The sequence below is a fragment of the Trichocoleus sp. FACHB-591 genome (genome assembly GCF_014695845.1).
Lineage (GTDB): Bacteria > Cyanobacteriota > Cyanobacteriia > FACHB-46 > FACHB-46 > Trichocoleus.
This window is the reverse complement of the sequence record NZ_JACJPA010000085.1, coordinates 1-15,036: the sequence shown is the minus strand read 5'-3', so window position 1 is coordinate 15,036 and position 15,036 is coordinate 1. Positions and strand designations below refer to the sequence as shown.

14 protein-coding genes and 1 pseudogene are annotated in these 15,036 nt (G+C 49.0%); 4 read left to right on the top strand and 11 right to left on the bottom strand.

The features are described from left to right. Positions 1-23 precede the first annotated feature (23 nt). The 5 genes and pseudogenes from H6F90_RS15485 to H6F90_RS30095 all read right to left on the bottom strand — a co-directional run. Positions 24-398, bottom strand: a pseudogene (locus tag H6F90_RS15485) (transposase); the annotation flags it as partial. Positions 399-406: 8 nt separating this feature from the next. Continuing rightward, positions 407-622, bottom strand: a complete 216-nt coding sequence (locus H6F90_RS30110) for a transposase (protein WP_199295951.1) — start codon at positions 620-622, stop codon at positions 407-409. Further along, on the bottom strand, positions 559-957 hold the full coding sequence (locus H6F90_RS30105) for a transposase (RefSeq protein ID WP_199295950.1): 399 nt from the start codon (positions 955-957) through the stop codon (positions 559-561). The genes H6F90_RS30110 and H6F90_RS30105 overlap by 64 nt, the downstream gene beginning before the upstream one ends. After that, positions 957-1,220, bottom strand: coding sequence for a winged helix-turn-helix domain-containing protein (locus H6F90_RS31565; RefSeq protein WP_199295949.1), 264 nt, complete (start codon positions 1,218-1,220; stop codon positions 957-959). Before H6F90_RS31565 ends, H6F90_RS30105 begins: the two co-directional genes overlap by 1 nt. Further along, the gene (locus H6F90_RS30095) at positions 1,144-1,464 is read right to left on the bottom strand and encodes a helix-turn-helix domain-containing protein (protein ID WP_199295948.1); all 321 of its coding nucleotides are present in this window, start codon (positions 1,462-1,464) and stop codon (positions 1,144-1,146) included. Before H6F90_RS30095 ends, H6F90_RS31565 begins: the two co-directional genes overlap by 77 nt. 99 nt (positions 1,465-1,563) lie before the next feature. Between H6F90_RS30095 and H6F90_RS15475 the strand changes: the two genes are divergently transcribed. The 3 genes from H6F90_RS15475 to H6F90_RS15465 all read left to right on the top strand — a co-directional run bounded on the left by H6F90_RS15475 (position 1,564) and on the right by H6F90_RS15465 (position 4,132). Beyond that, complete coding sequence (locus H6F90_RS15475) at positions 1,564-1,947, top strand: nuclear transport factor 2 family protein (protein WP_190553306.1); 384 nt, start codon at positions 1,564-1,566, stop codon at positions 1,945-1,947. 143 nt (positions 1,948-2,090) lie between these two features. Beyond that, the gene (locus H6F90_RS15470; protein WP_190553305.1) at positions 2,091-2,867 is read left to right on the top strand and encodes an SDR family oxidoreductase; all 777 of its coding nucleotides are present in this window, start codon (positions 2,091-2,093) and stop codon (positions 2,865-2,867) included. A gap of 266 nt (positions 2,868-3,133) precedes the next feature. After that, positions 3,134-4,132, top strand: a complete 999-nt coding sequence (locus H6F90_RS15465; RefSeq protein ID WP_190553304.1) for an alpha/beta fold hydrolase — start codon at positions 3,134-3,136, stop codon at positions 4,130-4,132. Between the two features lie 301 nt (positions 4,133-4,433). Here H6F90_RS15465 and H6F90_RS15460 read toward each other — a convergent pair whose 3' ends face one another. The 5 genes from H6F90_RS15460 to H6F90_RS30740 form a co-directional block, all read right to left on the bottom strand. Then, positions 4,434-4,799, bottom strand: coding sequence for a hypothetical protein (locus tag H6F90_RS15460; protein ID WP_190553303.1), 366 nt, complete (start codon positions 4,797-4,799; stop codon positions 4,434-4,436). Between the two features lie 450 nt (positions 4,800-5,249). Next, positions 5,250-7,598, bottom strand: coding sequence for a GAF domain-containing protein (locus H6F90_RS15455; RefSeq protein ID WP_190553302.1), 2,349 nt, complete (start codon positions 7,596-7,598; stop codon positions 5,250-5,252). After that, positions 7,549-10,401 (bottom strand): hybrid sensor histidine kinase/response regulator, encoded by a 2,853-nt coding sequence (locus H6F90_RS15450; RefSeq protein WP_190553301.1) that lies wholly within the window; start codon positions 10,399-10,401, stop codon positions 7,549-7,551. The genes H6F90_RS15455 and H6F90_RS15450 overlap by 50 nt, the downstream gene beginning before the upstream one ends. Before the next feature lie 562 nt (positions 10,402-10,963). Then, positions 10,964-11,347, bottom strand: a complete 384-nt coding sequence (locus H6F90_RS15445) for a tyrosine-type recombinase/integrase (protein ID WP_242024489.1) — start codon at positions 11,345-11,347, stop codon at positions 10,964-10,966. Positions 11,348-11,559: 212 nt separating this feature from the next. Next, positions 11,560-13,755, bottom strand: coding sequence for an ATP-binding protein (locus H6F90_RS30740; protein ID WP_190553300.1), 2,196 nt, complete (start codon positions 13,753-13,755; stop codon positions 11,560-11,562). A gap of 359 nt (positions 13,756-14,114) precedes the next feature. On the opposite strand from H6F90_RS30740, the gene H6F90_RS15435 reads away from it, so the two are divergent. Next, on the top strand, positions 14,115-14,906 hold the full coding sequence (locus H6F90_RS15435; RefSeq protein WP_190553299.1) for a cache domain-containing protein: 792 nt from the start codon (positions 14,115-14,117) through the stop codon (positions 14,904-14,906). Here H6F90_RS15435 and H6F90_RS15430 read toward each other — a convergent pair. After that, positions 14,887-15,036 (bottom strand): transposase (locus H6F90_RS15430; RefSeq protein ID WP_190550225.1); only part of this gene is annotated, 150 nt, incomplete at its 5' end. The genes H6F90_RS15435 and H6F90_RS15430 overlap by 20 nt on opposite strands.

The window sequence follows — 15,036 nt, the reverse complement described above, 5'->3', positions numbered from 1 at the left end:
CACACTTTGAAGCTAATCAGGACTTACGCAAGAGCCATCTGAACAGACGGATGCTTGAGTTGTGCAATCAAGTAGTTCGAGAGCATCCCATGCTTGACTTGATAGATGGTTTTGCTGCTCTGGTCAGCGAGCGATTTGAGCCGACTCCAAACCAGCAAAGCACAGGCAATATGGTTGCGCTGAATTCTGGCTTTGCGGCACTGACACGCCTCTACGCCCGTCAACTGCTTTAACTCACGGTGAAACTCCTCAATCTTCCAGCGCATACCAGACACATCTTGTACAGTATCAGTGGAATTTTGAGACAAGTCGTTGGTTGCAACATAATCCGTCCTGTAGGTGGAAACAGTGACCCGGAACAGTTTCACCTTCTTGTCATCGGGAAAGCCTGGCACCTCATACCAATTCAAGAAATACCTGGTACAGATAGGGCATTGACGATATAATCCCAACCTGTTAGCGAGGCAATCATCTGGGGATGTAACTGCTGCAATTGCTCTGCTAGCACTCCCCGCAAATGGTCCAGCGTTTCGTAAAGATTCCACGCCAACTTCGACTTCAAGTGCTGCCATAACCGCTCAATCGGGTTAAGTTCTGGTGAATAGGGGGGTTGAAATACCAACAAGTATTGTTTGGAATCTGGAGATGCTTGGTGCTATGAGCCGCAGCATTATCTAGTTGAATGATGTTGAGGGAGTCTGGAAATTGCTGGGATACTAAGTTCAAGAACATCTCAAAGCACGCGCTATCGAGAGGCGAGAACTCATAGAAGAAGCTCTCTCCTGTCTTCGGTTCAACCATGCCATAGAGGTATATCGCTTCGCGATGCCATTGCACTTGCCCAATCGGCTTCACGCCTTTGGCCGTGATTTTGCGTCGTTGAATCGTCTTTAACCCTAATCGGGTTTCATCTTGGCACCAGTAGCGTACGTTGGTAGCCGGATGAGCTACCAACATCAGGGCAAGCCGAACTGCCAGGGTTTTTGAAAAGCAGCTGCCTCTTGGGCTTGCTGCTCTACACTCACAGGACGGGGCACTTTCAACTTGGCTTTGAGGCGATATCGTACGTGCAGATGCACCACCGGATAACTGACCTCCACCCCACACTCTCGTTTGAGCCACTGCTGAATCCCCCCGTAACTGTCAAATCCCTCGCTCTGCTGTAGTTGTTGCTGTAGCTTCTGTATCTGCTGCCTCGGGGATATGTCGCTTCCGCCCACGTCCGGGGTGAGGGGCTAATAACTGGAGCACTCCTCCCTGTCGGTATTTGCCTAACCATCGTTCTAGAGTCACTCGATTGCGTCCTATCACCCCTGCTGCTTCAACCACGCTTTCGACCTGCTCACTTTTGAGTAAGTACAACAGTTGTAGTCGCTCTTTGCCACTTGCCGTTTTCTGCTGCCGCAGCAGTTCTCGCAACTCGTCCTCACTCTCCTCAATCTTGATTTTGCAAACCCCAACCATCCTGTTTCATCCTCCCACTCTAATCCCCTCTTCTCTATCTGTAGCAGATAAAAATTAAATTGGTATTAGACACTGTCCCATCTCCTTCACCTACCGCTTATGCCAGAGCAACCTGTACCAGAAATCGAGCTGCTACGCGCAGCATACGCAGCCTTCAACGCGCGTGACATTGATGCCGCCCTCGTCCTCATGACTCCCGACGTGGCTTGGCCGAAGGCATTCAAAGGCGGTTTTGTCCGTACTCCTGAAGCAGTTCGCGCTTACTGGACGGAGCAGTGGAGTGAGATCAATCCCCACGTCGAGCCGGTTACCTTTCACCCCGAGGAGGATGGGCAGATCTGGGTCGAGGTGCATCAGGTTGTGCGCGATCTGTCCGGAGCCGTGCTTGCCGATGAGCACGTCGGCCACCGTTTCACCATTAAGCATGGCTTGATTCAAGCCATGGAAGTCTGCCCACTTTCATCGTCTGGCCTCGGTGCTTAACAACGAACAACGCACATACACACCAGCTGTTGAGAGTTGAGCGGTATGCTACAAAGGTGATCTACAGCGGGGGATCGGCAACCTTAGCTGGCTGCGTTTCCGAGTTAGAGCTAGCTGTTGAATAGTGGCGAGGAGTTAATGATTTGCCCGAAGCTGCATTAACAGGTCGTGTTGCCCTTGTGACTGGTGTGAGTCGGCGCAAAGGGATTGGCTTTGCGATCGCCCAACAATTAGCGATGCTAGGTGCAGACATATTCATTCATTCTTTTTCACCCTTTGATGCCAGTCAACCTTGGGGTGCTGATCGAGATGGAATTTCTGCAATTATTAAAGACCTCCAGCAACAGGGCACTCATATTGCTCATGCTGAAGCAGATCTGCTCGACTGCACGGCTCCCCAACAACTGATGAACGCTGCTATACAAGCCTTTAGTCATATCGATATTTTGATTGCCAATCACGCTTATAGTACGATGGGGAGCTTGGAAGAATTAACCGCAGCAGAAATTGACAAGCATTTACAAGTGAATGTGCGAGGGACGTTATTGCTAGTGCAAGCGTTTGCGGCTCAACACGATGGTCGCCTGGGAGGTCGATTGGTGCTTCTTACTTCTGGGCATCATCTTAGCCCGATGCCTGGAGAGTTAGCGTATGTTGCTTCTAAGGGTGCGCTTCATCAGCTCACACTGAGTTTGTCAGCTCATTTAATTTCGCGGGGCATTACTGTAAATACAGTCAATCCCGGTGCAACAGACACAGGTTATGCGTCTGCTGAGCTGTATGAATCAATTCGGGCAGCTCATCCACAAGGTCGTTGGGGACGACCAGAAGATGCAGCACGTCTCATTGGGTGGCTTGTGACAGATGATGCTCAGTGGATTACAGGACAAGTCCTCAATTCCACAGGAGGTGGAGTATAGATGTTGAGTGCTAGCGCAGGCTAACCAATCAGCGCAGCGGACAGAAGAAGTTCGTCTGAGCGATTGCAAAGTCCGATGGCGACCCTGATTTTTGCCGTCATAGCCAGCATCACTGCCGCAAATGAGTCGGTTTGGTTGGTTGAGTACGAGAGGTTGTCTGCGACGGGTGATGGGATCGTTATGCAGCTCAAGTGATCGCTTGAATTATCATTGAAAAGTCATCTGTGGGATATTGCAAACGAACTTAAGCTTGAAGGAACAATGGAATGCTATGGCTTGTTGTGTCTCTGGGAGGATTGATAGGAGTAGTCGGGTTCGGAGCAATTTATCAAACACTTGCTACAAGCCGCGATCGACGCAGATTTCTGCCACCTGGAAAATTAATTGCAATCGATGGTAATCATTGGCACTATCAAATGATGGGCGAAGGACTCCCCACCGTCATTTTGGATAGTGGAGCCGGAGGGACTCACATTGATTGGCAACTCGTACAACCTGAAGTTGCGAAATTCACGAGAGTTTTGACCTACGATCGCGCAGGCTATGGCTGGAGTGATTTCAGTTCAGAACCACGCACAGCTGAGCAAATCGTTAGAGAGTTGCGGCAACTTTTGCGTGAGGTTGAGATTGAGCCACCTTATGTCTTAGTCGGAATGTCTTTAGGGGGTTTAGTCAGTCGTTTATTTTCCTATCACTATCCAGAAGAAGTGGCTGGGATGGTTTTAGTCGATGTAGCGCACGAGAGAATGTACGAGGAGACCCCAGCCGAGTGGGTTGAATTGAACAAACGGCTTGAAGGGCTATTAGTTCATGTGTTGCCAATCATGGGGCGCATAGGTTTGCTGCGTTTGCTCGTGACTTTTGATGCTTTACCGATGGCGGCTGGTTTATTCCAAAAATTCCCACCTGCACTGCGCCCGCTTGCTAAAGCAATCTATTCTCAAACTCAGTTTGGAAAAGCCTTTGCTCAGGAATCAGCTGCGGCATCAGCCAGTATGAATCAGGTTGAGCAGGTACGAAAGACAAATTCATTTCCTGACATTCCTCTTATCGCCTTGTCGTCTGGAGAGCCCGACTTCGACATCACCCAAGAGGTGCTTGAGAAATTGCAAGAATTACATGCAGATCTAGCGAGTGAGTCACCACAAGGTGTTCACACAATTGTGCACAACAGTGGACATGCCATCCAACTCGACCAACCAGAATCTGTCATTGATGCAATTCGCCAAATTGTTGAAAAAGTGCGTTGTAGTAGCATCACCTAACGCTTTAGTAGCTAGCGACAATGCCGAAAATGACTATCTTCGGCATTATTTGAGTTGCGATCGCTTGAGCTCTCAATGATTTGAGGCGTACTATAAAAAATACGTCATTATCTATTTTCAGCAATGTTTCTCAAAAGCAGGGACGGCATAGAGCCCGTGACCGCACTTTGCGGTTAATAATGTTTCGGGATGGGTTGAGAGTCGGAGATGTTGAACTCCTGAAATCGGATGCACTCATGCTGAATGAGCAAGCGATCGCAGGTTTTGATCACGCCCTTTCTGCCCTTTCAGCCTTCATTGATCAATTACTGCTCAGCCAGGATACTGCGGCGGCAATATCATTGTAGAACACGCGATGATTGGCCTCGCCAAACGCCAGACGGGCCAGGTAAGCAATCCCCGTATTGGGCACAACTATGGCGACTTTTACATCAGCTTGCTTGAGCGCATCGGTTAACCCCTGCTGCGTGAGCACAATTTCTATCGGCGGGCGCTCAAGTTCCAAGGCATCGTACATCACCTGTTTGCATTCCGTGTCCCTCTGCAACACCCCAATGCGCTGATGGCACTCCTGTATAAGAGCGGCTGTAGCCACCCCGCGAATTCGCGCGAGGATGATTCCACCCACAGGCTCAACCCATAACTGATCTGGACTCTCGTTTGGCATAAGGATGCTCGTTGATGAAATTGTCTCAGCTCAACTTTTAATTAGTCCAAATCAATGTTGCCAATCTCCCAAGTTGGACATGAGCCCGAAAAATTTTCCGTATAGTACCTCTAATTTCGGGAATTAGCCCGAATTCTTCAGTGTTTCTTCGCACTAGTTTCGCCTTCTCCTTGGCTAGAGTCTTGGATGCAGCTCAGTGGCAATAAGCAACTCTATCTTCAGCAAGGCTTACATGCTGCTTCCCGCCTCCAGTCCTTGTTCTAGCTTTCTTGTTACCCCCTGAGGTAGTTTTGTGGTCAAGTGGCAAGCCTACTTTTTTGTACTTAGCAGCTCTATTGCCCGCTACATAGTTACTTCAAGCTTCCTATCACCCCTTGAGGCTTCGCCAGTTTGAACCTATGAAAAAATGTTCTTAACCATAACGTTCAGTACAGCTATGTGTTCAACTAGCTACACAACTATTGGTAAGGAGACTGCAAAAGTTGTCTCTCCCTGAGCACTATTGACATCGATTGCTCCCCCCAAGTGCTTCACTAGCTTTTGCACAAGAGCCAGCCCTAGTCCAGTACCACCCTGTTTCCAGCGATCGGCATGGGCAACTCGATAGAACTTGTCAAAGATCTGTGGGAGATCACTGGCTGGAATTTCTGCTCCAAAATTGGTGACTCGTAGCTGGAGCTGATTTTGCTCGACTGCAACACTCACCACAATCCGTTCTTCTGGCGGCGTATATTTACAAGCATTGTGCAGCAGTTCTACCAAAATCCGGTTGAGTGCATCTGGATTAGACTCAATCTGCGGTGGCGAATCAGGTATTTCAATCTGCAAGTACTGCTGATGAGCATCAGCCCGTTCTTGAAACGATTCTAATAAGGCAGATAACCAAAGTTTAAGATCAATGCGTTCAGTGACCAATGGCGCTGACGTAAATTCTAGCCGCTGTAGATCTAATAAATCATTGATCAAGCTAATTTCTCGTTCACATTCACTGTCGAGAATTCGTAAATACTGGGTAACTCTCGAGTTCGGGGTAGCATTTGCTGACTGAGAAATGCCAGTGATCGCTGGCTCGTCAGTAGCAGCAGTTTCAGAACGAGCTAAGGTGACTTTAAGCATTTTGATCGCCATCTTCATGTTAGTCACAGGCGTTCGCAGTTCATGCGAAACAGTGCTGAGAAAGTCATCCTTCATCTGATGTAAGCTCTCTAACGCTGCTACCTGACTTTGAGCGGCTGCATAGAGCCGTGCTTGCCGAATCGCGATCGCACATTGATTTGCCACCTGCTGCACTAGGCGAATCTCATGTTCAACAAACACTGTTGCTTGGAGCCGAGAAAGCCACAGATCACCCAAGACCCCTTGATCATCAAAAATAGGACAGGCAAGGAGCGTTAATGCACCATGTTCCAAATAAGCTTCGCAGGATTGAAACCACTGACGGTGCAGCAGGTGGTGGTAGATCTCTGGGAACTCTGCCATCGACACAGTTTTCCCTTGCTTTTGGCGGTTGAGGGTCGTGTACTCGTAGCAGGTAGTTGCAGTTTGCTGTCCCAGGTCATAAAGTGCTGTGTCACATGAAGCCACCGCTAAACCCAAAGCCAGCTCTCGCACAGCCGTTTGCAGGATCTGCCTCTCGTCAAGATTGTCTCGAACTTTATCGGTAATTCGCTTTAGCAGGGCATCAAAGTCTCGCGCTTGCTGGAGCTGAGCAGTTCGCGCCTGTACTTGTTGCTCCAGATTGGCATTGAGTTGCTGCACCTGTTGATACAGGTGTGACTGTTGCAGTGCGATCGCAGCCTGGTCGGAGAGTTGCTTGAGCAGGTCAATTTCAAGCGGACTCCACGGTCGAGGCTGAGTGCATTGATTTACGCTCAGCAGCCCCCATAGGGTTTGCTCTTGGACAATCGGGACAACGAGATTGGCTCTAATCTGCAAAGCCGCCAATAAATCAACGTGACACGGCGATAAATTTGCTGCATAAATGTCCGCGATGTTGAGCACTCGTCCCTGTCGATACTGCCTAGCATAGCCGTCGCTAAAACACTGATCTTTGACTGTTCTGCCTAAAATTGACAGATTGGGCGTAATCACAGATTCCACGATGACGACTCCGCTCCAATCTGGCTCAAACCGATAAATTAACACGCGCTCGACACGGAGCAACTGGCGAACTTCCACTACCGTTGTATTCAGAATGGCATCAAGGTTTAAGGACTGGCGAATCCGCTGGGTGATTTCTGCCAGCAATTCTTTCTGCTCAGCTTGTTGCCGTAGGGTTGCTTCGGCTTGTTGCCGCTGGGTAATTTCTATTCTTAGCTCTTGGTTCGCGGCAGCTAACTCTTCTGTGCGCTGCTGCACCCGTTGTTCTAGCTCTGCATTGAGGTTACGGATCTCTGTCTTTGCCGCCTGGAGGGCAAGCTGGTTTTCAATGCGGGCCAAGACTTCTTCTGCCTGGAAGGGCTTGGTAATATAGTCGGCTCCCCCTACCTCAAATGCCTTGACTTTGTCCCAGGTCTCATCCAGAACACTCAGGAAAATCACCGGAATCTCGCGGGTTTGCTCTGCTGCCTTGAGCTGTTGACAAACCTCGTAGCCGTTGATTCTGGGCATTTGGATGTCGAGTAAAATCAAATCCGGTGGAGCTGAGCGAACCACTCTCAGGGCCATCACCCCATCAATCACGCCTCGAACCTGATATCCTCGCTCCGTTAGAGTGGATGACAGAAGGTGCAGGTTTTCTGGTGTATCGTCAACAATCAGAATATTTCCCTTGGGGATCTGATTCGGAGGGATATCCATCAAGATGCTCCACTAGGGCAATAATTTTATCACAACGGAAGTTATGAACCCAATGACTTAAGGTGTCAGCTAGAAGGGCTTGCTCTGCTGGAATTTCCGCAATCAGTTGGAATAACCAGGCATTATTCACTTGATCGGCTGCTTGGTAGAGCTGTGCAATCCACTCAGTCGGCATGACTGTTAAGCTTTCAACACCTAACCTATAACCCTCAGCCTTAGCATTTTGCTGGTTTGGGTAATTGCCGTCTTGCTGCATGCTTACCGGAGCATCGCTTGTTCCGTAGCTATACCTTACCGCCAAATACTGAGCGATCTTGTTAAGAATGACCGCTTCTTGTATCGGTTTGCATACAAAGTCATCACACCCAGCGGCCAAGATCAGGGCTCGATCTGCATCCAACACACTTGCGGATAAGGCAATGATAGTGGTCCCTGATCCTTGTGGTTGTGCCTTGATGTATTGGGTTGCTGCATATCCATCCATCACAGGCATTCGCATATCCATCCAGATCAGGTGGGGTTGCCAATGTTGCCACAGCGCGATCGCCGCCTGTCCATTCTCAGCCTCTCGCACCTCAAAGCCCAGGGGAGTCAGCATTCTCACCAACAATTGACGGTTGGTTGAGCGATCGTCTACTACCAAAATTCGGTAGGTAGGCTGATCGGGTGCCAATCCCATCACACGTTGGACTGGTTGCTGTAATGTCACAGCGGCTTCGGCATCGCCCACCTGGATCTCAAAGGTGAATATGGTGCCACTGCCCAAGATGCTGTTCACAGTAATGTCTCCACCCATCAGACGGACAAACTGACGGCTGATCGGTAATCCCAAGCCTGTTCCTTCTTGAGACCTCAGTCCCGACTCGGTTTGCGAAAAAGCCTCAAATAAGGTTCCTAGCTCGTTGGCAGCAATGCCCACACCTGTGTCTTCCACCTCGAACCGTAACGCCAGGGGGGAGGAGGGGGCGGGCGCATTTTTGTCGTCTGTTGTGGCGGTTTCTTCTACCCGCTCTACGACGCTGACACGCAGGATTACGCTGCCTTGTTGAGTAAATTTAATGGCATTCCCCAATAGGTTAAGCAGGATTTGCCGTAGTTTTCTTTCATCCGATCGCACGTATTGAGGTACTTCAGGAGTACGGCTAAACATCAACTGCAAACCCTTAGCGCTAGTTTGTAGTTGAAGCATCTCTTCTAACGTATCGAGCAGGCGATATAGGTCAAACCGATTTTCATACAGCGTTACTTGTCCTGCCTCGATCTTCGACATCTCTAACACGTCGTTAATCAGGTCTAGTAAGTGCTCGCCGCTGTGATTGATAATTTCTAATTCTGCGGCTGCGGATGCTAAAGCTGGATTGCGTGCTAACAACCGAGAAAAACCGAGAATGGCGTTAAGCGGCGTTCTTAGCTCGTGGCTCATGTTGGCTAGAAACTTGCTTTTGGCTTGGTTTGTCGTATCCGCCGCTTCTTTCGCGGCTTTGAGCTGAACGGTCCGTTCGGCAACACGGGTTTCTAGTTCCTCAAACGATCGCTTTAACTGGGTTGCCATCTGGTTAAAAGACTGACCCAATGCCTCTAGCTCATTAATGCCTTTGACCGTCACGGTTTGGTCAAGATGGCCCGTTGCGATCGCCTGGGAGGCAGCGCTGAGCCGTAAAATGGGTTTTGTGATCCAGCGAGATGTGGCAATTCCTACAATAACTGCCAGCACCAATGCACCCAAGCAGAGCAGAATGGTGGCGCGAGTGTTGGCGTTGATTTGTGCCATGAAGTCAGATTCTGGCACCACCACCACAATTAGCCAATCCAGCCCCCGTTCATCGTAAAGAGGCAAGACTTGCACAAATTCTCTTTGACCTTGCAGCATAAAGTCAAACTGCTGACTGTGATTAATCTGCCTAAGATTACCGAAGCGATCGATTAAATGTTGAGCTGTAAAGCGAATTAGGGGAATGCTGCTTTCGGTAGCTAGGAGCCGACTAACCTGACCATCCGCTTTGGTCAAAAATGGTTGTTCAGTAGTGGATGAGGCGACGATGAGACCTGAGCGCTCAATAATAAAGGTCTTCCCCGATCGCCCCACCCTTAAATTTTGTAGAAATTGACTAATGCTTGAGAGATATAAATCAGTACTGACCACTCCCCGGAAAGTTCCAGTCTGATCATACACAGGCTGACTAGCTGAAATGCCCAAGCTGGGCTGAATGTAGTACTGGTAAATGGAGTTCCAATGAGGACTTTTCGCCTGTTTTGCCCCTGTATACCAGGGTCTTATGCGGGGGTCATAATCGGGATGAGTTTCCCTACGTCCTGTTGGGTTGCCCTGGCGATCGACGTTGATGATTGTGTTGACAAAACGAGTGGAGCGATCGGTAATTTCAATCACAGGCGTACCGTCATCCCGATAGCCAGCTCCGGCGTATTCTTTCCGTTCTCCACCAAAACTGATGTAACTTGTATTGGGAAACTGCTGCAACTGCCAGAACAAGTAGCTTCTCATCCGACTCATGTCATTCGGATTCCACAGCGAAAAGCGGGAAATAGTATCTGCACTGATGGCATTGACTAGATGGGGCGTTTCCAAATACGTATCTAGGTGCTGCTGAATCCGGGCAGTAACTTCGTTCCGTAACTGCCTAGCGACCTCATTAACCGCATTCTGCCCATTCCGTAGTGAGAGCCATCCAGTTACTCCCACTGCCGCAGAAATTTGCAAGATAAAAGGTATCACTAAAACCAGACGTAGCGGAATCTTGTAGGAGTTGCCTGTAGCTGAACAATCTTGGTTCAGAAGGGCCATATAGTAGATTCTCACTTAGCTCGCTTTCAGCCATCGAGCAGCAGAAACCTTCTGCATATTTCAGGTGCGATTGATCTTCAATCCCGCCTAGTGGCTTTATTTAAGGCAGAAAAACTCTGAGTCCTCACAAGCTCTTTGATATTTCCACCTGATTTACAGGATACAGCAACTAGGGATTGAGTCAAACTCAGTAAATCAGTCATCTACTCCATTGAGTTTGCAAAACCGTGTCTTGCAGAAGGGGTGCTGTTCAACAGCGCAGGCCTGTCACAGCAAAATCGGGGACGTTGATTCAGGCTCGACATTTGTTTGAACAATCCATGTCGTCAGCATGATGTGCGCTTCATACTCCGACCGAAAGAGGTTCAATTCTGTCCAACGCAAAAACTTAAAGCCGCAATCGCCCCCTCTAGTTCCAACTCCGACACCTCCAGATATCGTTGGAGTGCTTGTAAGCTCCAGGGCCCAGAGATCTCCTGAATCACCCTCAGGGGTATTCATGCGCTACTCATCTGGGGTAGAGCGGTTCATCTAAAGCTGTGAGTGCTAACTCCTTCCAGCCCTAGGCGATCGCACGTCTCCCGCAGAATCTCATCGGCTGACTTCGGATTGATATGCCCCGCCCGTGCCGTCCAGGGAAGAGATACTGCTTGCCTGCTCCCGCCCGATACGTTTCCAAGTATCCCTTCAAAACTGCATTAACGGGAATCTGCCGTGTTTCCTGCTTCCCCTTGGTGTTGGCTTTACGCAGGGTAATCTTCATTCTGACCCCCGCCGCGTCGTAAGCATCTGTGGTGAGCATCGAGCAAGCTTCACTGATGCGGCACCCTGTGTAGAGACAGATGCCGAAGAGGGCACGATCGCGAGCGCTTTCAAACGCCTCAAACAACTTGGCAATTTCGTGGGTGGTTAAAACTTTGGTTTGGCCGTGACCGTCTACTTTCATGAGAAGCAGCCTCAACATTTAGCTGAACTAACTGTAATTTCTTCAGGTAGCAGGCGTAAACCATTGCTACTTCGTTGTTACATTCAATTAGGGAGAAGCAGTTAACCCCAGCTTATGGATCACTTCCTGCTCCAAATGGCTGTAACCCTCATTCTGTCGTCAACTGATAAGTTTTACTTAGTTCCTTGGTTCTATCAGCGTTACCTTTACCTCTAAGTTGCTGAAGGGACTGGTTGCTGCAAAGGAATCCGAATCCTGAACTCAGTTCCTTCTCCAGGAGTTGAAAAACATTCCAGTTTGCCGTTATGTTTCCCCGTGATGATCTGATAGCTGATAGACATCCCCATGCCAGTCCCTTTGCCCAGCGCTTTCGTCGTGAAGAAGGGGTCAAAGATGCGTCGTTGCACCGCTTGAGGAATGCCAACTCCATTGTCCGCGATCGCCACTTCCACCCATCCTGCCTCAAACATAGAGGTGCGGATAGCAATTTGGTTGGGATTATCCTTCATCTCTTGATAAGTACACTTCGCAGGCTTCTCGTCCATTGCATCAAGTGAGTTAACCAAGATGTTCATAAACACTTGATTGAGCTGTCCGGCGTAGCATTCTACCAGCGGTAGCTGAGCATAGTCTTTGACAACCTCAACTTCGGGTCGGTCGGATCTGGCCTTGAGACGATGTTGCAGAATCAGCAGCGTGCTGTCGATGCCTTCATGAATATCCACAGCCTTAAATTCCGCTTCATCCATACGTGAGAAGTTGCGTAAGGACAGAATAATCTGCCGAATGCGCTCGGTTCCTAGCTGCATCGAAGCTAGCATCTTGGGCAGGTCTGCTTGCAAAAATTCCAGGTCCATCTCTTCCGCTGCTGTTTGAATCTCAGGAGTAGGATGAGGATAGCACTGCTGATACAGCTGTATGAACTCTAGCAAGTCTTCAGTGTAATCCTGTACATGAGTCAGGTTGCCGTGAATGAAGTTGACTGGGTTATTGATTTCATGAGCGACTCCAGCCACGAGTTGCCCTAGACTCGACATTTTTTCGCTCTGCACCACTTGAGCCTGGGACCGCTGCAATTCTGCCAAAGTATGTTTGAGTTCAGCCGTGCGTTCTTCGACTCGCTCCTCTAAGACTTCCTTGCTGTGCTCTAAAGCTGTGAACAGCTCCCTCAGCCGTCCTGCCATGTGGTTGAAGGAGTGAGACAGCGTATTAAGTTCTTGAATATTACTGACTTCCACCGCTTGCTCCAGATCACCTGCTGCCATTGCTTCACTAGCTTGGTTGAGCCGAAGAGTGGGACGTGCAATCCAACGAGAGGTAAAGAAGCCCAGGATAGAGGCAACCGCTAATGCACCAAAACAAAGCGCGATCGTGGTGCGTGTATTCGCATTAATTTGCGCCATAAATGCACTCTCAGGCACACTCACCACCAATAGCCAGTCCAAGCCATATTCATCACGCCAGGGCATCACATTAACAAAATGCTGTTCTCCTTGTACCTCCAGCTTAAAGTCTGCGTCTTGAGCGATGGTTTGAAATTTATTAGAAGTCTGAAGGTGTTTAGCAATGGTTTGAACAACGGGATTGGGGCTCTCAATTGCTTGCAATCGTTGCACCTGGTCTTTGACTAAAGTAAAGGGCTTTTCTATCCCAGAGTTCGCGATCAGAGCACCATCCCGCTCGACCAGAAACACTTGTCCAGATTTGCTGATATCTAAGCCACGTAAAAAATCACTCAGTTTCAGCAAATGGATTTCGGTGCCAATCATGCCGAGTAAACGATTTTGCGAATCGTAAATTGGGCGAGTGGCAGCAGCTGTAATGTAGGGGCTGTCAGAGAGATTTGCTGTGTAGATTTTTCCCCAAATAGGCTTCCCTGCCGCAATCGGCTCAGTGTACCAGGGTTGCTTGAGACTATCGTAGTCCCAACGGGCGTTCAGCTTCGTCTGATTCCCTTGACTATCCGTGGCGTAGTTGTAAAGATTTTTGGGCAGTTGAGCTGTCCATTCCTCACGCGTGATGTTTTTATCATAGTGAGCGACTCCAAATCCCTGTCCGCTTGTCAGTCCAATCCCGGTATAAGTCAGGTTGTATACCTGCATCTGATCCCAAAAGTGCTTTGCCACAGCCTCGCGATTGCGCACATCCAGAGTGCCTCTACGGATGGCATCGGCATTCATTCGGTTCAGCATTTGAGGAATAGCGAGATAAGACGTCAGGCGTTCGTTGACCACATCGCTGGAACGATCAATTAGTTGTTCGGCCAAGTCATTGACTGCTTTCTGACCGTTCTTGAAGGACAAATAACCAACAAGACCCACAGCTCCAAAAATCTGAAGTACGAAGGGCAACACAAGGACGATCTGTAGTGGAAACGCCTGATTTCTAGGGAACTGTTGGGGCTTCATTATAGGAAGGGAAATCTTACATTCATCTCTTCATAGACTGCCCACAACTGCATCCTGATCATTAGAGACCTGATGCACTCTTGATACTTAGTAGAGCAAGGTGCTCCAGAAAAATTCGAGTTCCAAGCTAACATAAGGTAGCCTGACTCGCGATCGCCATTAGTGTCGAAGCGTTTCTTGCTCTCTCCAAGAGGAACAAGATGGCATAGAGCTAGACTCTCGCCATTCGCTCTCATAGTCCTGTAGCTCAACTGGAAGAGCTTAGAATGGCAATTGTCTGTGCCCGCTTCAATCAAGTTATTTGTGTGGGTGTCAAGGGAATTTTATCAACAACTAGATGTGAAATTCCCTTGCCGATAATGAAAATTCAACAGTTCCTCCGAGGTAAGGCGTTTCCATTACAACTTGTTCTCGTCGTTCCCTTCGTCCTCCAGATTTTTACAGCTGTGGGTCTCGTCGGTTATTTGTCTTTCAAAAACGGACAGAGCGCGGTCAATGACTTGGCAGAACAGTTGATGGCTCGCACGAGCGATGTTGTGGATGAACACCTGAAGTCCTATCTGACAATTCCCCACGCCCTCAACCAAATCAATGCAGACGCTATCCGTCGGGGAATTTTAAAGGTGGGCGATCGTGAAACCGTTGGTAAGTACCTCTGGGATCAGGTTCAGGCTTATGACGTAACATACATCGGTATTGGTTTACCTACAGGTGGGGGAATCGCAGCGGCTAGTTATGACGGCAAAACTACCACTATCGATGATTGGACGACTGAGCCGTCTAAAACCAATACCAACTACGCTACGGATACGCAAGGCAATCGCACTCAGGTTAACGCTACGTGGGATTGGGATAATTTCACCGAACCTTGGTATACCGAACCCGTTGCTGCTGGTAAACCTATTTGGGCAAAGGTTACTACTTCAAACCTTCCAACGGGTCCTTACATTGCTGCCTCTGCTAGCCGCCCTATCTACGATTCGCAAAATCGCTTGCTAGGAATGATTGCAGTTGATATCCACCTGTTGAAACTTAGTGATTTCCTCCGTGATTTGAATATCAGTCAGTTTGGGCAAATATTCATCATGGAGCGGGACGGCACCTTGATTGCTATAGCTGTCGCCACAAGAGTTAGGACGCGGCTTCCTTGAGGACTGTCTCCATCGCTTCACGCAAACTAGTAGCGCTGCGTCGTTGTTTGCGAATGCGGCCCTTTAACCATGCCCAACACTTTTCGATACGATTCAGGTCTGGTGAATAGGGCGGTAAGTAGACGACTTG